Source organism: Kosakonia sp. (assembly GCF_032104925.1).
Lineage (GTDB): Bacteria > Pseudomonadota > Gammaproteobacteria > Enterobacterales > Enterobacteriaceae > Kosakonia.
Genome location: NZ_DAMCGF010000003.1, coordinates 458,487 through 480,972 on the forward strand (window position 1 = coordinate 458,487; position 22,486 = coordinate 480,972).

14 protein-coding genes are annotated in these 22,486 nt (G+C 54.6%); 9 read left to right on the forward strand and 5 right to left on the reverse strand.

Going from position 1 to position 22,486, the window contains the following annotated elements:
• The first annotated feature begins 482 nt into the window (after window positions 1–482).
• Complete coding sequence (rcsD, locus tag RT644_RS08370; protein ID WP_313626362.1) at window positions 483–3,152, forward strand: phosphotransferase RcsD; 2,670 nt, start codon at window positions 483–485, stop codon at window positions 3,150–3,152.
• A 16-nt stretch (window positions 3,153–3,168) separates the two neighbouring features.
• A complete protein-coding gene (gene rcsB, locus RT644_RS08375) occupies window positions 3,169–3,819 on the forward strand; it encodes a response regulator transcription factor RcsB (RefSeq protein WP_017458563.1) in 651 nt (216 codons plus the stop codon).
• A 33-nt stretch (window positions 3,820–3,852) separates the two neighbouring features.
• On the opposite strand, the gene rcsC is transcribed toward rcsB, so the two are convergent.
• Both rcsC and gyrA read right to left on the reverse strand, forming a co-directional pair.
• Window positions 3,853–6,699, reverse strand: coding sequence for a two-component system sensor histidine kinase RcsC (rcsC, locus tag RT644_RS08380; RefSeq protein WP_097407117.1), 2,847 nt, complete (start codon window positions 6,697–6,699; stop codon window positions 3,853–3,855).
• Between the two features lie 113 nt (window positions 6,700–6,812).
• Complete coding sequence (gene gyrA, locus RT644_RS08385) at window positions 6,813–9,455, reverse strand: DNA topoisomerase (ATP-hydrolyzing) subunit A (RefSeq protein ID WP_020454500.1); 2,643 nt, start codon at window positions 9,453–9,455, stop codon at window positions 6,813–6,815.
• 158 nt (window positions 9,456–9,613) lie between these two features.
• On the opposite strand from gyrA, the gene ubiG reads away from it, so the two are divergent.
• The 4 genes from ubiG (at window position 9,614) to yfaE (ending at window position 14,411) form a co-directional block, all read left to right on the forward strand.
• Window positions 9,614–10,342: a bifunctional 2-polyprenyl-6-hydroxyphenol methylase/3-demethylubiquinol 3-O-methyltransferase UbiG gene (ubiG, locus tag RT644_RS08390; RefSeq protein ID WP_313626363.1), complete on the forward strand. Its 729-nt coding sequence runs from the start codon at window positions 9,614–9,616 to the stop codon at window positions 10,340–10,342.
• Window positions 10,343–10,687: 345 nt separating this feature from the next.
• Window positions 10,688–12,973, forward strand: coding sequence for a class 1a ribonucleoside-diphosphate reductase subunit alpha (gene nrdA, locus RT644_RS08395; protein WP_020454502.1), 2,286 nt, complete (start codon window positions 10,688–10,690; stop codon window positions 12,971–12,973).
• Window positions 12,974–13,026: 53 nt separating this feature from the next.
• A complete protein-coding gene (gene nrdB, locus RT644_RS08400) occupies window positions 13,027–14,157 on the forward strand; it encodes a class Ia ribonucleoside-diphosphate reductase subunit beta (protein WP_017458568.1) in 1,131 nt (376 codons plus the stop codon).
• Window positions 14,157–14,411, forward strand: coding sequence for a class I ribonucleotide reductase maintenance protein YfaE (yfaE, locus tag RT644_RS08405; protein WP_017458569.1), 255 nt, complete (start codon window positions 14,157–14,159; stop codon window positions 14,409–14,411). Before nrdB ends, yfaE begins: the two co-directional genes overlap by 1 nt.
• 27 nt (window positions 14,412–14,438) lie before the next feature.
• Here yfaE and glpQ read toward each other — a convergent pair whose 3' ends face one another.
• A complete protein-coding gene (gene glpQ / locus RT644_RS08410) occupies window positions 14,439–15,503 on the reverse strand; it encodes a glycerophosphodiester phosphodiesterase (protein WP_097407115.1) in 1,065 nt (354 codons plus the stop codon).
• 12 nt (window positions 15,504–15,515) lie between these two features.
• Window positions 15,516–16,868 (reverse strand): glycerol-3-phosphate transporter, encoded by a 1,353-nt coding sequence (gene glpT / locus RT644_RS08415; RefSeq protein WP_045514192.1) that lies wholly within the window; start codon window positions 16,866–16,868, stop codon window positions 15,516–15,518.
• Window positions 16,869–17,140: 272 nt separating this feature from the next.
• Here glpT and glpA point away from each other — a divergent pair, with 272 nt between their 5' ends.
• From glpA to glpC, 3 genes are read left to right on the forward strand one after another with little or no spacing between them, the layout of a single operon-like run.
• Window positions 17,141–18,763 (forward strand): anaerobic glycerol-3-phosphate dehydrogenase subunit A, encoded by a 1,623-nt coding sequence (gene glpA / locus RT644_RS08420; RefSeq protein ID WP_020454505.1) that lies wholly within the window; start codon window positions 17,141–17,143, stop codon window positions 18,761–18,763.
• Complete coding sequence (gene glpB, locus RT644_RS08425) at window positions 18,753–20,009, forward strand: glycerol-3-phosphate dehydrogenase subunit GlpB (RefSeq protein ID WP_313626364.1); 1,257 nt, start codon at window positions 18,753–18,755, stop codon at window positions 20,007–20,009. Before glpA ends, glpB begins: the two co-directional genes overlap by 11 nt.
• Window positions 20,006–21,196 (forward strand): anaerobic glycerol-3-phosphate dehydrogenase subunit GlpC, encoded by a 1,191-nt coding sequence (gene glpC / locus RT644_RS08430; protein ID WP_313626365.1) that lies wholly within the window; start codon window positions 20,006–20,008, stop codon window positions 21,194–21,196. Before glpB ends, glpC begins: the two co-directional genes overlap by 4 nt.
• Before the next feature lie 23 nt (window positions 21,197–21,219).
• Here glpC and RT644_RS08435 read toward each other — a convergent pair whose 3' ends face one another.
• Complete coding sequence (locus RT644_RS08435) at window positions 21,220–22,419, reverse strand: nicotinamide mononucleotide deamidase-related protein YfaY (protein WP_313626366.1); 1,200 nt, start codon at window positions 22,417–22,419, stop codon at window positions 21,220–21,222.
• Window positions 22,420–22,486 lie beyond the last annotated feature (67 nt).

Sequence of the window (22,486 nt, forward strand, 5' to 3'; positions counted from 1 at the left end):
TTCGAATCTGAATGTCTGTTTACCCCTCTTATAACCGGATGCGTCGCATTCGGTTTTTTTTTACCTTCCCTTACGCAACTTGAATAATTATTTAGATATAATAACGATTTGTAACGACTATTAATTAATCAATTACCATGCCAGATATTTCTCATTGACGCATTCACGAAATTAATAGTTTGTTATTTATCGCGTTCTTTTTGCAACCAAACGGTAAATATATGTACAATTTTTCCTGGCTGTACATATTTGCCACTGCGTTTAGTCAATATGCCTATCCCCATGTTTTCGAGACTGAAACGGGAAAGAGAGTCTGGAAATTCACTCATTAACCGATATACTGCCTGCTGTACACTGCTCTGCAACACAACATCTACACGTTCGCCGCATGTTACAGGCGGTTATTACGGCATGGCAGCAACATTGTCTCAGCGAGCGCTGAGTATTTACAGCAGTGTTGTCATAACGGGTTCCACACAAGAATGAGTCGATCGGACACAATGATCCCTGGCAAATTTTCCCTGATACCGGGCAACATCACCCGTTACTTTCTTTTGTTGATTATCGTCCTGTTGGTGACAATGGGGGTGATGATCCAAAGTGCGGTCAACGCCTGGTTAAAAGATAAAAGCTATCAGATTGTCGATATCACCCACGCTATTCACAAGCGTATCGATACCTGGCGCTACGCTACCTGGCAAATCTACGACAACATTGCTGCGGCGCCAGCCGCTACGTCTGGTGAAGGTCTGCAAGAAACGCGCTTAAAGCAAGACGTTTACTACCTGGAAAAACCACGGCGTAAAACAGAAGCGTTGATTTTTGGTTCCCATGACAGTTCTACGCTGGAGATGACGCAGCGGATCTCAACGTACCTCGATACGCTCTGGGGCGCGGAAACCGTGCCATGGTCGATGTACTACCTCAACGGCCAGGATAACAGCATGATCCTGGTGTCGACGTTGCCGCTAAAGGATCTTTCTTCCGGTTTCAAAGACACCACGATCAGTAACATTGTCGATTCCCGCCGCGCAGAAATGCTACAGCAGGCGAATGCCCTTGATGAACGCGAAAGCTTTTCATCTCTGCGCCATCTGGCCTGGCAAAACGGCCATTACTTCACGCTGCGTACAACATTCAACCAGCCGGGCCATCTGGCCACGGTAGTCGCATTCGATTTGCCGATTAATGATCTGATCCCACCCGGCATGACGCTGGATAGCTTCCGTCTCGATCCGGATACCACGCAGACCAACACTCGCGGCCAGGATAAAGAAACAACCGACAGCGTTGCCGTCAATTTTAACAGTTCGCGCATTGAGATCTCCTCAGCGTTGAACGGCACCGGGCTGCGTCTGGTCTGGCAGGTGCCATTCGGGACACTGCTGCTGGATACGCTGCAAAATATTCTTCTGCCGTTACTGCTGAATATCGGCCTGCTGGCACTGGCATTGTTCGGTTACACCACTTTTCGTCAGATGCCAGGGCGTAAAGCCGACGGTCTGGCAACGCCTGGTGCAAGTAACGAACTGCGTGTGCTGCGTGCTTTTAATGAAGAGATTGTTTCACTGTTGCCGCTGGGGCTGTTGGTTCACGATCAGGAAGCGAACCGCACCGTCCTGAGCAATAAAATCGCCGATCACTTATTACCGCACCTGAATCTGCAAAATATTACGGCGATGGCCGATCAGCATCAGGGCGTGATTCAGGCCACCATTAATAACGAACTGTACGAAATTCGTCAGTTCCGCAGCCAGGTCGCTTCGCGTACGCAGATCTTTATTATTCGCGACCAGGACAGAGAAGTGCTGGTTAATAAAAAGCTCAAGCAGGCGCAACGGCTTTATGAGAAAAACCAGCAAGGCCGCGCCAGCTTTATGAGTAATCTTGCCGAGTCGCTGAAACAGCCGGTGAAATCGCTGGCCAGCGAAGCTGCAGCGTTGCAGAGCCAGGAGGGCAATCTTGTCGCGGATCACGCCGACAGACTGGTACAACTGGTCGATGAAATCCAGCTGGCACATATGCTGGAGAGCGACAGCTGGAAAGGTTCGTCTACACTGTTCTCGATTCAGGATTTGATTGATGAAGTGGTGCCGGAAGTCCTGCCGGTTATCAAACGTAAGGGTCTGCAACTCTTAATTAATAACCCGCTTCCGGCCAATGAAGAGCGTCACGGCGACCGTGACGCTCTGCGTCGGATCCTGTTGCTGCTCATCCAGTACGCGGTCACGACCACGCAGATGGGCAAAATCACGCTTGAAGTGAATGTGGACGAATCGGCGGAAGACCGCCTGACCTTCCGGATTCTCGATACCGGCGTGGGTGTGAACGCCAGTGAAATCGATAATCTGCATTTCCCGTTCCTTAACGATACGCAGGGTGACCAGTACGGAAAAGCGAACGCCCTCACCTTCTGGCTGTGCGATCAGCTGGCGCGTAAGCTTGGCGGGCATCTGAATATTAAAGCGCGTGAGGATCTGGGCACCCGCTACTCGCTGCATGTGAAGATGGCGGCTCGTCCGCAACAGGCTGAGAGCGAAGAAAAATTACTCGATGACGTGGTGGCGATGATTGATATTACCTCTAACGAAATCCGTAATATTGTGGTTCGCCAGCTGGAAAACTGGGGGGCAAGCTGTATTTCCCCGGATGAGCGGTTATCAAGTCAAGAATATGATCTCTTTTTGACAGATAATCCGTCTAATCTTACTGCCTCAGGCTTGCTTTTAAGCGATGATGAGGCAGGCGTGCGGAAAATTGGCCCAGGCCAATTGCGCGTGAACTTTAATATGAGTAATGCAATGCAGGGAGCAATATTGCAACTCATTGAAGAGCAACTGGCGCAGGAGGATGTACCGGAGTCGCCTTTGGGGGGTGACGAAAACGCCGAGCTCCACGCCAGCGGCTATTACGCGCTGTTTGTTGACACAGTACCCGATGATGTTAAGAGGTTGTATACTGAGTCGGCGTTGCGCGATTTCGCGGCGCTGGCGCAGACGGCACACCGCCTGAAAGGCGTGTTTGCCATGCTTAATCTGGTACCTGGTAAGCAGTTGTGCGAAACGCTGGAGCAATTAATTCGCGAGAGCGATGTTCCAGGCATAGAAAATTACATCAGCGACATTGACGCTTACGTCAAGAGCTTGCTGTAGCAAGGTAGCCTAATACATGAACAATATGAACGTAATTATTGCCGATGACCATCCGATTGTACTGTTCGGTATTCGCAAGTCACTCGAACAAATCGAATGGGTAAACGTTGTCGGTGAATTTGAAGACTCTACAGCGCTGATTAACAACCTGCCGAAACTTGAGGCAAACGTATTGATAACCGACCTGTCAATGCCGGGCGATAAATACGGCGATGGCATCACGCTTATCAAATACATTAAACGTCACTTCCCGACGCTGTCGATTATTGTGCTTACCATGAACAATAACCCGGCCATCCTGAGCGCAGTGCTGGATCTGGATATTGAAGGTATCGTGCTGAAACAAGGCGCGCCGACAGACCTGCCAAAAGCGCTGGCGGCACTGCAAAAAGGGAAGAAATTCACGCCGGAAAGCGTTTCGCGCCTGCTGGAAAAAATCAGCGCTGGCGGTTACGGCGACAAACGCCTGTCACCGAAAGAGAGCGAAGTGCTGCGCCTGTTTGCCGAAGGTTTCCTGGTAACGGAAATCGCCAAGAAGCTGAACCGCAGTATCAAAACCATCAGTAGCCAGAAAAAATCAGCAATGATGAAACTGGGTGTCGATAACGATATCGCACTGCTGAACTATCTCTCCTCCGTCACCCTGACGCAGACAGAAAAAGAGTAATCCCACAACCCCGGCACCCGCCGGGGTTCTTTTTTATACCCGGCTGTTACGTACCCGCGCGGCATACGCTGCCAGCGTTTGCTTGAGAATATCCAGCGTTACCGGCTTCGACAGGCAGCTGTCCATACCCGATTCCAGACAGCGTTGCTTCTCTTCTGCCAGCGCGTTAGCCGTCACACCAATCACCGGCAGCGTCAGCCCTAACTGACGAATACGCTGTGTCAGGCGGTAACCGTCCATATTCGGCATGTTGACGTCGCTGAGCACAATATCGATAGGGTTTTTGCTCAGAACATTCAGCGCATCCACGCCATCATTAGCCGTTTTACACTGATATCCCAGCGATCCCAGCTGATCGGCCAGCAGGCGTCGGTTAATCGGATGATCATCTACTACCAGGATCATCATGTCATCGTTACGCACCGCTTCCCGGGTCTCGGCAGGAAGCGCGTTGCTCGCCTGCGGCTCAATAACCTGCACGCGGTAAATACGCCCAAGCAGCGTCAGCAGATCGTGTGGCGACGCCACGCTGTGCAACCATTCGCCCGGAGCACGCTCAACGGGAATACCGATATGGCGACGGCAGAAAATAATGGCCGCGCGTCCGGTCCACGACGAGGAGAGTTCATCATCGGTGATTAACGTATCCTGGTTGCCCAGCGCGCGTCCGTCGTACTGCTTAACCTGAATACCGTTCCATTGCAGTAATGTCTGCAGATAACCCGACAGCCAGGCATTACGCACCGCCAGCCAACAGCACGTATCCGCCAGGCCATCGACATCGGCGCGAACCGGTGCGACCGCGCTGTAAAGCGGGATACGGATGGTGAACTGGCTCCCCATGCCCGGCTCGGTATCAACGGAAATATCGCCATCCATCATGCTGATCAATTTTTCACAAATCGCCAACCCCAGCCCGGTGCCCTGGAAGTTACGCTGTACGCCGGTTCCCACCTGGAAGAAGGGATCGAACAGACGCACCACTTCTTTACCCGGAATTCCCACGCCGGTATCACGTACGCGAATGCTGAGATAATCCGCATCGCGATGCACATGCAACACGATACAACCGATATCAGTAAACTTAATCGCGTTGCTGAGCAGGTTGGAAATCACCTGCTGTAAACGCATCGGATCGCCATTCAGCACCATCGGCACATCTGGTTCAATAAAGCAGTACAGCCCCAGCTGTTTGCGCACTACCAGCGGTAAATAGTTGGCGGTGATATGGCTCATCACTTCGCGCGGGGAAAACTCGCGCGGCTCGATTTTCAACTGTTCCGATTCAATTTTCGAGAAATCGAGAATATCGCTGATAATTTTCAGCAACAGACTCGATGAGTTGTTCATCGCGGTGACCAGCCTGTCGACCCCTTTCGGCAGCTCTTTCGTTTGCAGCAGATCGAGGTTACCGATAATACCGTACAGCGGCGTGCGCAACTCATGGCTTACTGTCGCAAGGAACATCGATTTCGACTGGCTCGCCTGCTCCGCCGCTTGCGCCATCTCCTGCAACGACTCTTCCATTTTCACGCGGGCGGAAACATCCACCAGCACGCAAATCGCCACGTTTTCATTGCGATAACGTGAATGAACAAAGCTAATTTGCAGATTGGTATTATTGCTGGTCAACACATCAACGAAATTGACCTGCTGACCACAGATAATTTGCGTAAGCCGCTGCCTGTCTTCATGCGTCAGCATATTTAGATAGTTGTGCGCCAGCTCGTTACTGAGGATGTTTGTGCCGTCCTGAGTACGTAAAATGCAGATCCCCACCGGCGCGGAGGCGACGATTTTACGGTTGAACTGCTCATGCTCTTCCAGCCGCTGGGCATCATTTTCCGCCGGAATAAAAATCCGACGCTCGTACATGCGCGCAAGCGTAAACAGCGCCACACCGACCAGCACATTCAGCAATACGGCGTTGAGGATCAGCATGCGAATGCGTTCCAGCACCATATCGACCGGTACGGAGTAAACCACGCTCAGCGATGACGGTGGCAGGCTCTTTTTCAGGATCAGCTCGCGAAAACCCGAGGTATAACCAAACCATGAACGTTCCTGCATCCAGCGCGGATCGACAACAATGCCGCTATCCTGGCCGGTAAGGGAAATCAGCGCATGGCCGTTGTCATCCAGAATGGTCACGCCCATCGGCAGGCTACCCGGCGTGAAAAAGTTTTCCATGCGAATGGACTGTTCCGTGCCCAGCAGCGCTTGCAGGCGGTTGCCGAGGTAAACCGGCGTCAGCGCATAGAAGTAACCGATCCCCGGACGCGGCCCCTGGCTCATCCAGTAGACGTTGTTGCTGCGCTCATCCTGCGGGGCGTTACGGTATTTAACGATGCGCTCATGCAGACTTTTCAGCGTGTCGTCGCGTTCAACGGGAAGATCGCGCAGGCCGAAGTCGGCCATACAGAGATTGTCGCTGCCGATCAAAAACACACGGTTGAGATCGTAAGCGGCGGAGAAATTGTCGCGCCAGTAGCGCATAAACCACGCCAGCGACTCCAGCGAGCCGCGCCAGGAGCTGCCCATGGCGGAGCAGTCAGAATCCGGGAATAGCGGTAAAAATGTCGGGACTTCGGTTTTGTCGTCGCGGTTGCGCGAGGTCAGAATACCGTTTTCTGCCGTCAGACGGTTTTCAGCGATGTACTTCAGCTCTTTCATCACGTCAGACGTGCGCTGGATGTAACGCTGCGCCTGATCGGAACTGAGGTTAAATTCCTGGCGAATTTCCGACTCTTTGTCATGCAAGGCGTTAACAATATAAAAGACAGAAAAAAAGGCAATCAACAGCCAAAGCAATAGCGCCAGCGCCCTGAACAGATAGCGGGAGACTTTCAGGGTACTGCGAAACGAGACGAGGTATTTCAACCTGGGGAAACTCCGCCATAAGGAAGTTAAAAAAGAGTGTGATTAAGGTAGCGATAAATCGCAAAGGCCGCAACGGCAATGAAAAAGGGCCGGAAACCGGCCCTTATAACGCATTACTCGGCGTCGTCGTCCGCCGCGTCGTCGTCGGTATCGGTGTCAACTTCCGGCGCGATATCATCATCGCCTTCCGCCACGCTACCGTCGATGGAGTCTAACTCTTCATCATCTACCGGCTCAGCAACACGCTGCAGACCCACTACGTTTTCATCTTCCGCGGTGCGGATCAGAATAACGCCCTGGGTGTTACGCCCTACCACGCTGATTTCCGAGACGCGTGTACGCACCAGCGTACCGGCATCGGTGATCATCATGATCTGGTCGCAATCATCAACCTGCACCGCGCCGACCACTGCGCCATTACGCTCGGTGACTTTGATGGAGATAACGCCCTGAGTACCGCGCGATTTGGTCGGGTACTCGGTTTCCGCCGTACGTTTACCATAACCGTTCTGCGTTACCGTCAGGATTGCGCCTTCGCCACGCGGTACGATCAGCGAGACAACGCTGTCTTTTTCCGCAAGTTTGATGCCACGAACACCGGTCGCAGTACGACCCATTGCACGCACAGCACCTTCTTTAAAGCGCACCACTTTGCCCGCCGCAGAGAAGAGCATCACTTCGTCGCTACCTGACGTCAGGTCGACGCCAATCAGCTCATCGCCTTCGTTCAGATTGACGGCAATGATACCAGCAGAACGCGGACGGCTGAATTCGGTAAGCGCGGTTTTCTTCACGGTACCGCTGGCGGTCGCCATAAAGACGTTCACGCCCTCTTCGTATTCACGCACCGGCAGGATGGCGGTAATACGCTCGTTCGGCTCCAGCGGCAGCAGGTTGACGATCGGGCGACCACGCGCGCCACGGCTCGCTTCCGGCAACTGATAGACCTTCATCCAGTACAGCCGTCCACGGCTGGAGAAGCAGAGGATGGTGTCATGGGTGTTGGCCACCAACAGGCGGTCAATAAAGTCTTCTTCTTTAATACGTGCAGCCGATTTACCTTTACCACCACGACGCTGGGCTTCGTAGTCGGTCAGCGGCTGATACTTCACATAACCCTGGTGCGACAGCGTGACCACAACATCTTCCTGATTGATCAGGTCTTCGATGTTGATATCAGCAGTGTTAGCGGTAATTTCGGTGCGACGCTCGTCGCCAAACTGTTCGCGAACCAGCTCAAGCTCTTCGCGGATCACTTCCATCAGGCGTTCAGCGCTGCCAAGGATATGCAGCAGCTCGGCAATCTGTTCCAGCAGCTCTTTATATTCGTCGAGCAGTTTTTCATGCTCAAGGCCGGTCAGTTTCTGCAAACGCAGATCCAGAATCGCCTGTGCCTGCTGTTCGGTCAGATAGTATTTACCATCGCGAATACCGAACTCCGGCTCCAGCCACTCCGGACGCGCCGCGTCATCGCCCGCGCGTTCCAGCATGGCAGAGACATTGCCCAGATCCCACGGCTGCGCGATCAGGCCCGCTTTTGCTTCAGCAGGCGTCGGCGCGCGGCGGATCAGTTCAATGATCGGATCGATGTTCGCCAGCGCCACGGCCAGCGCTTCAAGGATATGCGCACGGTCACGGGCTTTACGCAGTTCGAAAATGGTACGACGCGTAACGACTTCACGGCGGTGGCGCACAAACGCGGCCAGAATTTCTTTCAGCGCCATGATCTTCGGTTGACCATGGTGCAACGCCACCATGTTGATACCGAAAGAAACCTGCAATTGCGTCTGGGAGTAGAGGTTGTTCAGCACCACTTCACCCACGGCGTCACGTTTGATTTCGATAACGATGCGCATACCGTCTTTATCGGACTCGTCACGCAGCGCGCTGATGCCTTCAACGCGTTTATCTTTCACCAGCTCGGCAATTTTCTCGATCAGGCGCGCTTTGTTAACCTGATACGGAATTTCATGCACGATGATAGTTTCGCGGCCGCTTTTCGCGTCGGTTTCCACTTCCGCGCGCGCGCGAATGTAGATTTTGCCGCGACCGGTACGATAGGCTTCTTCGATGCCACGGCGACCGTTAATGATTGCCGCGGTCGGGAAATCCGGCCCCGGAATATGCACCATCAGCTCTTCAATGCTGATGTCTTCGTTATCAATGTAAGCCAGGCAACCATTGATCACTTCCGTCAGGTTATGTGGCGGAATGTTGGTTGCCATACCGACGGCAATACCCGAAGAACCGTTCACCAGCAGGTTCGGGATCTTGGTAGGCATCACATCAGGAATTTTTTCGGTGCCGTCGTAGTTATCGACGTAATCAACCGTCTCTTTTTCCAGATCGGCCATCAATTCATGGGCAATCTTCGCCAGGCGGATTTCCGTATAACGCATCGCCGCCGCGGAGTCGCCATCGATGGAACCGAAGTTCCCCTGACCATCGACCAGCATGTAACGAAGCGAGAAGGGCTGCGCCATACGGACAATGGTGTCGTACACTGCGGAATCACCATGGGGATGGTACTTACCGATTACGTCACCAACGACACGGGCAGATTTTTTGTAGGCTTTATTCCAGTCATTGCCCAATACGTTCATGGCGTAAAGTACGCGACGGTGAACCGGTTTCAGGCCATCTCGGACATCCGGAAGCGCACGGCCAACAATGACCGACATCGCATAGTCCAGATAGGAGCTCTTCAGCTCTTCCTCGATGTTAACCGGTGTAATTTCTCTCGCAAGGTCGCTCATCTAACCGCTATCCCTCTACTGTATCCCGGATTCAAAGGTCGCAAATTATAACACAACCGCTTTGATACAGGTAAACCTATAACACCCGTGCAAAGGTTTATTCATCCCGTTGGCCTGATATACTCACGGGTCTTATTGATAGAGGAGTTATTGCGCCCATGAATGCCGAAAAAACGCCGGTCGCTCAAAACGTTGATCATGCTGAAATCGCCAAATTTGAGGCTGTCGCCTCGCGCTGGTGGGATAAAGAAGGTGAGTTTAAACCCCTGCACCGCATCAACCCGCTGCGTCTGGGTTATATCAGCGAACACGCTGCCGGTCTGTTCGGTAAGAAAGTGCTCGATGTCGGCTGCGGCGGCGGGATTCTGGCGGAAAGCATGGCGCAGGAAGGCGCGGATGTCACCGGGCTCGATATGGGCTTTGAACCGCTCCAGGTGGCGCGTTTGCATGCGCTGGAATCTGGCATTCAGGTCAATTATGTGCAGGAAACCGTAGAAGAACATGCGGCAAAACATGCGCAGCAGTATGACGTCGTCACCTGCATGGAGATGCTGGAGCATGTTCCGGATCCACAATCGGTGGTGAAAGCTTGTGCGCAACTGGTCAAACCCGGCGGTCATGTCTTCTTCTCTACTATTAACCGCAACGGCAAAGCCTGGTTGATGGCGGTAGTCGGCGCGGAATTTGTGCTGCGCATGGTGCCGAAAGGGACGCACGACGTGAAGAAATTTATTAAGCCAGCGGAGCTCTTACATTGGATTGACGGCACCGTGTTACAGGAACGTCACATTACCGGGTTACATTACAACCCGTTGTTAAACCAGTTTACGTTAGGGCCGGGTGTGGATGTGAACTATATGTTACATACAACGGCAAAAAATGACTAAGGTCATCAGATAAAGTGATAGAAGATTGCGCAGCATCAAGTTGCGCAATTGCCTTTCCCGATGAAGAAATCAGCACTCGATCAAAAATTCATTTTTTTTTGCGAAATATTGACATCGCCGCCAGGCCTTACGATACGAGGACTTAGCGATTATCACCCTTTCGCAACCTCAATTTAACCTCAAAATCAACTCTTGTACTGAAAAGAATCCTTACTAGAATACTCACCATATAGCGTTTCTCTTATCGCAAACCCCCTATATGTAGTATTTATCCACAGAGTTAATCACAGCAACGAATTGTGGATAAATGGGGGGATATTTTCTATTTCACGGACAGGTAATCACATGAATCAGAGTCTGCTGGTGACAAAGCGTGATGGTGGCACTGAGCGCATCAATCTCGACAAAATTCATCGAGTACTGGATTGGGCGGCAGAGGGGCTAAGTAACGTATCTATCTCTCAGGTTGAACTGCGCTCACACATTCAGTTCTACGACGGTATCAAAACGTCCGATATCCACGAGACCATCATTAAGGCCGCCGCGGATCTGATTTCCCGCGATGCGCCGGACTACCAGTACCTGGCCGCACGCCTGGCCATTTTCCACCTGCGTAAAAAAGCCTACGGCCAGTTCGAGCCGCCTGCGCTGTTTGACCACGTGAAGAAAATGATTGAGCTTGGCAAATACGATCATCATCTGCTGGAAGACTACACGGAAGAAGAGTTCAAGCAGATGGACGGTTTTATCGACCACTGGCGCGATATGAACTTCTCCTATGCGGCGGTGAAGCAGCTGGAAGGTAAATACCTGGTGCAGAACCGCGTGACCGGCGAGATCTACGAGAGCGCGCAGTTCCTGTATATCCTGGTTGCCGCGTGCCTGTTCTCCAACTATCCGCGTGAAACCCGTCTGGACTACGTGAAGCGCTTCTACGATGCCGTTTCCACGTTCAAAATTTCGCTGCCGACGCCGATCATGTCCGGCGTGCGTACGCCGACCCGTCAGTTCAGCTCCTGCGTACTGATCGAGTGTGGTGACAGCCTGGACTCCATCAACGCCACTTCCAGCGCGATTGTAAAATACGTTTCCCAGCGCGCCGGTATCGGTATCAACGCCGGCCGCATTCGTGCGCTGGGTAGCCCGATCCGCGGTGGTGAAGCGTTCCACACCGGTTGTATCCCGTTCTACAAACACTTCCAGACGGCAGTGAAATCCTGCTCGCAGGGCGGTGTACGCGGCGGCGCAGCAACCCTGTTCTACCCGATGTGGCATCTGGAAGTCGAAAGCCTGCTGGTACTGAAAAACAACCGTGGCGTGGAAGGTAACCGCGTACGTCACATGGACTACGGCGTACAGATCAACAAACTGATGTACACCCGTCTGCTGAAAGGTGAAGAGATCACCCTGTTCAGCCCGTCCGACGTGCCGGGTCTGTACGATGCGTTCTTCGCCGATCAGGACGAGTTCGAACGCCTGTACACCAAATATGAAAAAGACGACAGCATCCGCAAACAGCGCATCAAAGCGGTGGAGCTGTTCTCTCTGATGATGCAGGAACGCGCGTCAACGGGCCGTATCTACATTCAGAACGTCGATCACTGCAACACCCACAGCCCGTTTGACCCGGTGGTTGCCCCGGTACGCCAGTCCAACCTGTGCCTGGAAATCGCCCTGCCGACCAAGCCGCTGGATGATGTGAACGACGAAAACGGTGAAATCGCGCTCTGTACGCTCTCTGCGTTTAACCTCGGCGCGATTAAAAACCTCGACGAGCTGGAAGAGCTGGCCACGCTTGCGGTGCGTGCGCTTGATGCCCTGCTGGATTATCAGGATTACCCGATTCCGGCCGCTAAACGTGGCGCGATGGGCCGCCGTACGCTGGGTATTGGCGTCATCAACTTTGCTTACTGGCTGGCGAAGAACGGCAAACGTTACTCGGACGGCAGCGCGAACAACCTGACGCATCAGACTTTCGAAGCCATTCAGTACTGGCTGCTGAAAGCCTCTAACGAGCTGGCGAAAGAGCAAGGCGCGTGCCCGTGGTTCAACGAAACCACCTACTCGAAGGGTATTTTGCCGATCGATACCTACAAGAAAGATCTCGACGGTATTACCAACGAGCCGCTGCATTACGACTGGGAAGCGTTGCGTGAATCGATCAAAACGCACGGCCTGCGTAACTCCACGCTCTCCGCGCTGATGCCGTCTGAAACGTCGTCGCAGATCTCCAACGCCACCAACGGCATTGAACCGCCGCGCGGTCATGTGAGCATCAAAGCGTCGAAAGATGGCATCCTGCGTCAGGTAGTGCCGGATTATGAAAAACTGAGTAATGCCTACGAGCTGCTGTGGGAAATGCCGAATAACGACGGCTACCTGCAACTGGTCGGCATCATGCAGAAATTTATCGATCAGTCGATTTCGGCGAACACCAACTACGACCCGTCACGCTTCCCGTCGGGCAAAGTGCCGATGCAACAATTGTTGAAAGACTTGCTGACCGCCTACAAATTTGGTGTGAAAACGCTGTACTATCAAAACACCCGCGATGGCGCGGAAGATGCGCAGGATGACCTGGCACCTTCCATCCAGGACGATGGCTGCGAAAGCGGCGCATGTAAGATCTAACTAAGGGGCGGGGAAACCCGCCCTTTTTTTTCGCAAGACAGGACTCACATTTCATGGCATACACCACTTTTTCACAGACGAAAAACGATCAGTTGCTGGAGCCGATGTTCTTCGGCCAGCCGGTTAACGTGGCGCGCTACGATCAGCAAAAATATGACATTTTCGAAAAGCTGATTGAGAAACAACTCTCCTTCTTCTGGCGTCCGGAAGAAGTTGACGTTTCCCGCGACCGTATCGATTTCCAGGCGCTACCGGAACACGAAAAGCACATTTTTATCAGCAACCTGAAATACCAGACGCTGCTGGATTCCATTCAGGGTCGTAGCCCGAATGTTGCGCTGCTGCCGCTGATCTCTATCCCGGAACTGGAAACCTGGGTAGAAACCTGGGCGTTTTCAGAAACGATCCATTCACGCTCTTACACCCACATCATCCGCAACATCGTTAACGATCCGGCGGTGGTGTTTGACGATATCGTCACCAACGAGCAGATCCTCAAGCGCGCGGAAGGCATCTCGCACTTCTACGACGAGCTGATCGAAATGACCAGCTACTGGCACCTGCTGGGGGAAGGCACGCACAACGTCAACGGCAAAACCGTGACCGTCAGCCTGCGCGAGTTGAAGAAAAAACTCTACCTGTGCCTGATGAGCGTGAACGCGCTGGAAGCGATTCGCTTCTACGTCAGCTTCGCTTGCTCCTTCGCTTTCGCCGAGCGTGAGCTGATGGAAGGCAACGCCAAAATCATTCGCCTGATTGCCCGCGACGAAGCCCTGCACCTGACCGGCACCCAGCATATGCTGAACCTGCTGCGTTCCGGCGCGGATGATCCGGAAATGGCCGAGATCGCCGAAGAGTGCAAACAGGAGTGCTATGACCTGTTCGTGCAGGCGGCATTGCAGGAAAAAGAGTGGGCGGAATACCTGTTCCAGGGCGGCTCGATGATCGGTCTGAACAAAGACATTCTCTGCCAGTATGTTGAGTACATCACCAACATCCGTATGCAGGCAGTCGGTCTCGACTTACCGTTCCAGACCCGTTCGAACCCGATTCCGTGGATCAACACCTGGCTGGTTTCCGATAACGTCCAGGTGGCACCGCAGGAAGTGGAAGTGAGTTCCTATCTGGTCGGCCAGATCGACTCTGAAGTCGACACCGACGATCTGAGCAGCTTCCAGCTCTGATGAGCCGCGTTACGCTTAGCCTTTCCGGCACGCACGTCCAGTGCCAGGATGAGCACCCTTCCCTGCTGGTGGCGCTCGAATCGCACCAGGTGGAAGTTGAGTACCAGTGCCGCGAAGGCTACTGCGGCTCCTGCCGCTGTCGCCTGGTGGCAGGCCAGGTGGACTGGATTGCCGAGCCGCTGGCCTTTATCAACGAAGGGGAAATTTTGCCCTGCTGCTGCCGGGCGAAAGGCGATATCGAAATCGAGATGTAAAAAAGGGCCTTCACAGGCCCTTTTGTTTTACTTGTGCTTTAAAAACTGCACCGCTTTATCCGGGAAATCGGTGAACAAACCATCGACACCCGCCTGCTGATACAACACCTTATAGAGCTGATTCACATCGCTGGCGTACGGCGGAAGCTGATCCGCGCGTACGGTAAACGGATGGACCTGCAAATGGCTGGCATGCGCCTCTTTCACCATTGCCGTAAGCTTGACGTTACCCGGTTTTGAACCGTCCGCCACCAGCATGTGATAGTCCGGGCCGATACCGTCGGCATACCGGGCGATCTGCTTCATCGCGCCGGGTTCGAACATCCAGTCGTAACTGTAATTCACCCATTTGCCATCCGGCTGCTGCTCCTGCGTTTCATTCCATTTGGTATACGCAATCAGCTGTACCAGTTTCAGATCCATCCCCATCTTCGGTTCCAGCTCATTCTTAATGCGCTTGAGCTCATTGACGTCAAAACATTGCAGGTACACGTTGTCCTGCTTGCTGGTGTAACCGTACTTTTTCAGCACTTCCAGCGTTTTTGCGGCAATGTCTTTCCCCTCCTGATGGTGGAACCAGGGCGCTTTGATCTCCGGATAAATACCGATGTTTTTGCCAGTGGAGTGGTTTAACCCCTGCACAAACTCGATCTCCTCTTCAAACGTGTGAATGCGGAAATCGGATTTGCCCATCGGGAAACGCCCCGGATAGACCTGCACTTTTTTGCCCTTTTCCAGCTCGAACCCTTCGGTAAACTTCAGCGAGCGGATCTCGTCGAGCGTAAAGTCGATGGCGTAGTAACGCCCGTCTTTACGCGCGCGCTGCGGGAAGCGCTCCGCGACATCCGTCACGCGGTCGAGATAGTGATCATGCAGAACGACCAACTGGTCGTCTTTGGTCATCACCAGATCCTGTTCCAGGAAATCCGCGCCCTGCGCATAGGCCATCGCTTTCGCCGGTAAGGTATGTTCCGGCAGATAACCGCTGGCGCCACGATGGGCGATAACGATTTTATCGGCGGCCAGCGCCTGGCTGGTTAACGCGCCTGCCAGCAGCAGGCTTGACGTCATACGGGTGAAAGTGGTTTTCATCAGTGCTCCCTGTTAGCTGCGACGCGCCAGCACGTCGGCATGGTGACGTTTCTCGCCAATCATCACGATAACCAGCAGTAAAACCGCCAGAATGCTGCCGCCAATCATCACCATAAAGCCGCCATCCCAGCCGAAGAAATCAACGGTATAGCCAACAATGGCGCTGGCGGCGACAGAACCGCCAAGATAGCCAAACAAGCCGGTAAAGCCCGCCGCCGTACCCGCCGCTTTTTTCGGCGCCAGCTCCAGCGCATGCAGACCAATCAACATCACCGGGCCATAAATCAGGAAGCCGATGATGATCATACAAGCCATATCCACGGTCGGGTTACCCGCCGGGTTCAACCAGTAAACGATAGTCGCAATGGTCACCAGCGTCATAAAGAACACGCCCGTTGCACCGCGATTACCGCGGAAGACTTTATCCGACATCCAGCCACACAGCAGCGTGCCGGGAATACCCGCATATTCATAGAAGAAATAGGCCCACGAGGATTTATCCAGCGCGAAGTGTTTCACCTCTTTCAGGTAAGTCGGCGACCAGTCGAGAATACCGTAGCGCAGCAGGTAAACAAAAACGTTCGCGACCGCGATATACCACAACAGTTTGTTCGGCAGGATGTACTGCATGAAAATCTGTTTGGCGGACAACTCTTCTTCGTGCTTGTCGCTGTAATCATCCGGGTAGTCGTTTTTGTACTCTTCAATCGGCGGTAAGCCGCAGGATTGTGGCGTATCGCGCATCAGTGCGAAAGCAAGAATCGCCACCAGAATCGCGCCAAACGCGGGCATATATAACGCCGCATGCCAGTCGTTAAACCACGCCATCCCCAACAGGAACAGCAGCGGAGGAATGCCACCACCGACGTTATGCGCACAGTTCCACACCGACACAATGCCGCCGCGCTCTTTTTGCGACCACCAGTGCACCATGGTGCGCCCACACGGCGGCCAGCCCATCCCCTGGAACCAGCCGCACAGGAACAGCAGCACAAACATGACCATGATGCTGGATGTGGCCCACGGCACGAAGCCCATAACCAGCATCACCGCTGCCGCCAGAATTAACCCGGCGGGCAGGAAAACGCGCGGATTCGAGCGATCCGACACCGAACCCATAATAAATTTCGAAAAACCGTAGGCAATGGAGATCCCGGACAGCGCAAACCCCAGATCGCCACGGGAAAAGCCCTGTTCGACTAAATACGGCATCGCCAGCGCAAAGTTCTTACGCACCAGATAGTAGGCGGCATAACCGAAGAAGATCCCGAGGAAAATCTGCCAGCGCAACCGCCGGTACAGCGGGTCGATTTGCGCATCGGGCAGACGCGATTGATGGGGGGCAGGTCTAAAAATACTCAACATAGCGGCCTCCGTGGCGCGGTAAGACTCATATCTTTCATTAATGAGTGAAAACGAACATAACCAGAGTTATTCGCGGCGGATTGTAGTGAAAGTTTTAACCAGAGAGAATGAGTTGTCGCAGATATTGTTACAGAAATATGACAAACATCTAACTTCACGCAAGAAAGCGCGTTTCACTTTCGTTTTTTGCTCGAATATGCGCGATATCAAACAAACCACAATCATAGTATGGCTAAATGGTTGCTAAGGAACGTCGACAGAAGGACGCGAACATGCGCAACTCCAGTGACTACGATGTGATTATTATCGGCGGCGGCGCGACCGGCGCAGGCATCGCCCGCGACTGCGCCCTGCGCGGCTTGCGCGTGGTGCTGCTTGAACGCCACGATATCGCCACCGGCGCGACCGGCCGTAACCATGGCTTACTGCACAGCGGTGCGCGTTACGCGGTGACCGATAACGAATCAGCGCGTGAATGTATTGCCGAAAACCAGATCCTCAAACGCATCGCCCGCCACTGTATCGAACCGACAGACGGCCTGTTTATCACCCTGCCGGAAGATGATCTGGTCTATCAAAGCCAGTTTATTGACGCCTGTCTGCAAGCGGGGATCCCGGCGCAGGCCATCTCACCGCAGGAAGCGCTGCGCATGGAGCCAAGCGTCAACCCGGCGCTGATCGGCGCGGTGCGCGTACCGGACGGCACGGTTGATCCTTTCCGCCTCACCGCCAGCAATATGCTGGACGCGCGCGAGCACGGCGCCAAAATCCTCACCGGACATGAAGTGTGTGGCCTGATCCGCCATGGCGATACGGTGAGCGGTGTGCGGCTTTATCATCCCGCCAGCGGCGAAACACAGGAGTTACATGCGCCTGTAGTGGTCAACGCCGCCGGGATTTGGGGCCAGCGTATCGCTGAGTATGCCGATCTGAGCATCCGCATGTTTCCGGCGAAAGGCGCGCTGCTGATCCTCGATCACCGTATTAACCAGCACGTCATCAACCGCTGCCGCAAACCCGCCGACGCCGATATTCTGGTGCCTGGCGACACGATTTCACTGATTGGCACCACCTCTACGCATATTGATTACGCCGATATCGATAACCTGCGCGTCACGCCTGACGAAGTGGATATTCTGCTGCGTGAAGGGGAAAAACTGGCACCGGTGATGGCGAAAACGCGCATTCTGCGTGCTTATGCCGGTGTGCGACCGCTGGTCGCCAGCGATGATGATCCGAGCGGGCGCAACGTCAGCCGGGGAATTGTGTTGCTGGACCACGCGCAGCGCGACGGACTGGAAGGGTTTATCACTATTACCGGCGGCAAACTGATGACTTACCGGCTGATGGCCGAATGGGCAACGGATGCCGTGTGTCGCAAGCTCAATCATCATGCTCCTTGCACCACCGCCACCGCGCCGCTGCCTGGCTCACGTGAGCCGACAGAACAGGCGCTCAAAAAAATCATTTCTCTGCCGACGCCGCTCCGCGGTTCGGCGGTCTATCGCCATGGCGATCGCACGCCAGCCTGGCTTGGTAGTGACAGACATAACCGCAGCCTGGTTTGCGAATGTGAAGCCGTCACCGCCGGGGAAGTGCAGTACGCCGTCGAAAACCTCAATGTCCACTCGCTGCTGGATTTGCGCCGCCGCACACGCGTCGGGATGGGCACCTGCCAGGGCGAGCTATGCGCCTGTCGCGCTGCCGGGTTGCTTAACCGCATGCATGTCACGACAGAAAGTGAATCTCTGCATCAACTGGCCGGTTTTCTTAATGAACGCTGGAAAGGCGTTAAACCCGTTGCCTGGGGCGATGCGCTGCGTGAAAGCGAATTCACGCGCTGGGTTTATCAGGGGTTGTGCGGTCTGGAAAAGGAGGCGGAAGATGAGATTTGATACGGTCATTATCGGGGGCGGGCTGGCCGGTTTAGTCTGCGGGATCCGTCTTGCGCAGAGCGGCCAGCGCTGCGCCATTGTCAGCCGCGGACAGAGTGCTCTGAGCTTCTCTTCCGGCTCGCTGGATTTGCTTTCACACTTACCCGACGGCCAGCCCATTGATACGCTTGATAGCGCCATCGAGCACCTCCAACAGCACCATGCCAGTCACCCTTATGCCCGACTCGGCGCAGACCAGGTTCGCCACTATGCACACCAGGCGCAAACGCTGCTGGCAGATTGCGGGCTGGCATTACAGGGCGATGTTGATACGCCGCACCAGCGCGTAACACCGCTTGGCACATTCCGCACCGCCTGGCTTAGCCCGCAGGAAGTGCCGGTAAAAACAGAAACCCACCAGCACACTGGCGTGGTTGGTATCAGTGGTTTTCTTGATTTCCAGCCGCAGCTTGCCGCTGGTGCCCTGCGTAAACGCGGTATTGACGCGCAGGCAGAAGAGATAGATCTGCCGCTACTGGATCGGCTGCGTGATAACCCCAGCGAATTTCGCGCGGTGAATATCGCCCGCCTGCTGGACGCACCCGAGCACTACAACGCCCTGTACGAAGCGCTGCTGCCGCTAAGCCAGCACTACGCGATGCTCTATCTGCCCGCCTGCTTTGGTCTGACGGACAACAGCGTCTTTATGCGCCTTAACCAGCAACTGGCCTGCCCGCTGCGCCTGCTGCCTACGCTGCCGCCATCTGTACCGGGTATGCGCATGCAACAACTCCTGCAACAGGCGTTTATACGCAGCGGCGGTAACTGGATGCCCGGTGACGAGGTGCTGCGTGCCGATATCGCCGATCAGCGCGTAACGCAAGTGTGGACGCGTAAACATGAAGATATCCCGCTGCGTGCGCGCAATGTGGTGCTCGCCAGCGGCAGTTTTTTCAGTAACGGGCTGGTTGCCGGGCGCGATCGCGTGCGGGAAACGGTGTTTGATCTCGACGTGCTGCAAAGCGCGCAGCGTCAGGAGTGGTATCGCGATAATGTGTTTGACAGCCAACCGTGGCAGCAGTTTGGCGTGCAGACCGACGCGCAACTACACGGCCTGCGCGAGGGCGACGCCGTGAACAATCTCTATGTGGTTGGTTCCGTGCTGGGCGGTTTTGATGCCATCGCCCAGGGGTGCGGCGGCGGCGTTTGCGTCGTTACCGCGCTGCATGCCGCACAGCAAATTAGCGCACAGGGAGGCGAACAATGAACAATACGCAATTTGAAAGCTGCATTAAATGCACCGTTTGCACCACCGCCTGCCCGGTCAGCCGCGTCAACCCCGCTTACCCTGGCCCGAAGCAGGCAGGCCCTGATGGCGAGCGTCTGCGGTTAAAAGACGCCGCGCTGTATGATGATGCGCTGAAGTACTGCACCAACTGCAAACGCTGCGAAACTGCCTGCCCGTCCGGGGTGAAAATTGGCGATATTATTCAGCGCGCCCGCGCCCAGTACGCGCCGAAAAAGCTATCCATACGTAATGCCATTCTCAGCCACACCGACCTGATGGGGACGCTATCAACACCGATGGCACCGCTGGTGAATGCGGCAACATCACTAAAACCCGTGCGCCAGTTGCTGGATACCGCATTAAAAATCGATCACCACCGCACGCTGCCAAAATATTCCAGCGGTACATTTCGCCGCTGGTATCGCAGCATTGCCGCACAGCAACAGGCATTTGCGCAGCAGGTGGCGTTTTTCCATGGTTGCTATGTGAATTACAACCATCCCCAGTTGGGTAAAGATCTGATCCGTGTGCTGAACCATATGGGCATCGGCGTACAGTTATTGCAGCGGGAAAAGTGCTGTGGCGTACCACTGATTGCGAATGGTTTTTTCGATAAAGCGAAAAAACAGGCGCAGTTTAATGTGCGCTCGCTGGAGCAGGCTATCGGAACCGAGGGACTGCCAGTTATCGCCACCTCGTCCACCTGCGCTTTCACCCTGCGCGATGAATATCCTCACCTGCTGGATGTGGATAACAGCCATTTGCGCTCGCATATCGATTTAGCCACGCGCTGGATCTGGCGCATGCTCGACGAAGGTCGCACGTTGCCGTTGAAAGAAACGCCGCTGAAAGTGGTCTACCACACACCGTGTCATATGGAAAAAATGGGCTGGACGCACTACACGCTGGAGCTGCTGCGTCGCATCCCCGGGCTTGAATTGACGGTGCTGGATTCGCGCTGCTGCGGGATTGCCGGCACCTACGGCTTTAAAAGCGAAAACTACCCGACATCGCAGGCGATTGGCGCGCCGTTGTTCGAGCAAATTGAAGCCAGCGGCGCGGATCTGGTGGTGACGGATTGTGAAACCTGCAAATGGCAAATTGAGATGTCCACCAGCAAACGCTGTGAACATCCCATTACGCTACTGGCAAATGCATTGGGGTAACGGCATGCCGTTACCCTCAGCGATCACTCTACCGACAGCGTTTCCACCACGTTGATCCAGCCGTGATCGCTGGCAATGTCTTTGCCCGCCAGCCAGCGGCGCAGAATGTTCAGCGCCATCATGGCGCATACTTCCTGGCGCACCACCAGCCCGTGGCGGTTGGTGTTGAATTTCACCCGCAGCGCGCGGGTGCCTTCCGGCGTCGCCAGCGCGAAGTTGAGATGCTCCTCTTCAAGACCGGTCACCGTCAGCGCCAGTCCGGCGAGATGGCGATTGCGCAGCTCAGTGGTCCAGCGAGCGCTTTGCGCCAGCGCTTCCGCCTGCGACGGTAACACTTCGCTGGCCAGCAGCGGCGCACCGGCGCGGGAAAGCTGTAAGGCCACCAGACCGCCGGTGAACTGTTCGCTCAGTGTCAGGCTGAGCTGACGTTCCCGCAGGGTTGCGGCAAGTGCTGCCGGTAAACCCTCGGTGCCTTCAAAAATCAAACTTTCACCGGCGACGCGTTTTACTTCCGGCCACAGCGCTTCCATCGCGGCGCGATGCTCTGCCGGGCCGGTCAGTTTTAATTCGATAATCGGCATCGAAGAGCGGTAGCCCATCACTACGCCTGGCGGCAGTTGAAGGTGTTGCAGGCTCTGCGCCAGATCGCTCTCTGAGCGACCGAAAGTGGTTAAACGCAGGCAAACCGGCGGCTCTGGCAAGGTAAAGCGTGCGCGCAGGCGCGGCAGAATTTCTTGTTCCACCATCACTTTAAATTCCGATGGTACGCCCGGCGTGAAGAACATCAGGCAACGGTTGAGCTGCAGAGCAAAACCACAGGCGGTACCGACCGGGTTATCCACCAGTTCGGCGCTGGCCGGGATCTCGGCCTGTTTGCGGTTACTCGGGGCCATCACGCGGCCACGTTCGGTAAAGAAGCGTTCCATTTGTGCCAGCCACGCTTCGTGTAACACCAGTGCTTCGCCTTTGGCGGTCGCCGCCGCCAGCGCGCTGAGATCGTCACTGGTCGGCCCCAGGCCGCCATTCACAATCAGCACATCCGCGTGCTCACTACGTTCACGCAGGATAGCGACCAAATCATCAAGGTTATCGCCCACGGTGTTACGGCGCGTGAGAGGCAACCCCTGGTTAAAGAAAAAGTCAGCCAGCCAGGCCGCATTGGTATCCACAATCTGGCCATGCAGCACTTCATCGCCGGTCGATAACATCTCCACATTTAACATCGTTAGCTCCTGCAATCGAGGTTGAAACACTATAGCGCATGCGCAGAGGAAAAACGGAGACAAACGG

Coding starts and splice junctions, on each gene's coding strand:
- nrdA (WP_020454502.1), top strand. CDS start 10,688: ATGAATCAGAGTCTGCTGGTGACAAAGCGTGATGGTGGCACTGAGCGC.
- rcsB (WP_017458563.1), top strand. CDS start 3,169: ATGAACAATATGAACGTAATTATTGCCGATGACCATCCGATTGTACTG.
- glpT (WP_045514192.1), bottom strand. CDS start 16,868: ATGTTGAGTATTTTTAGACCTGCCCCCCATCAATCGCGTCTGCCCGAT.
- nrdB (WP_017458568.1), top strand. CDS start 13,027: ATGGCATACACCACTTTTTCACAGACGAAAAACGATCAGTTGCTGGAG.
- glpA (WP_020454505.1), top strand. CDS start 17,141: ATGCGCAACTCCAGTGACTACGATGTGATTATTATCGGCGGCGGCGCG.
- ubiG (WP_313626363.1), top strand. CDS start 9,614: ATGAATGCCGAAAAAACGCCGGTCGCTCAAAACGTTGATCATGCTGAA.
- rcsD (WP_313626362.1), top strand. CDS start 483: ATGAGTCGATCGGACACAATGATCCCTGGCAAATTTTCCCTGATACCG.
- RT644_RS08435 (WP_313626366.1), bottom strand. CDS start 22,419: ATGTTAAATGTGGAGATGTTATCGACCGGCGATGAAGTGCTGCATGGC.
- gyrA (WP_020454500.1), bottom strand. CDS start 9,455: ATGAGCGACCTTGCGAGAGAAATTACACCGGTTAACATCGAGGAAGAG.
- glpB (WP_313626364.1), top strand. CDS start 18,753: ATGAGATTTGATACGGTCATTATCGGGGGCGGGCTGGCCGGTTTAGTC.
- yfaE (WP_017458569.1), top strand. CDS start 14,157: ATGAGCCGCGTTACGCTTAGCCTTTCCGGCACGCACGTCCAGTGCCAG.
- glpQ (WP_097407115.1), bottom strand. CDS start 15,503: ATGAAAACCACTTTCACCCGTATGACGTCAAGCCTGCTGCTGGCAGGC.
- glpC (WP_313626365.1), top strand. CDS start 20,006: ATGAACAATACGCAATTTGAAAGCTGCATTAAATGCACCGTTTGCACC.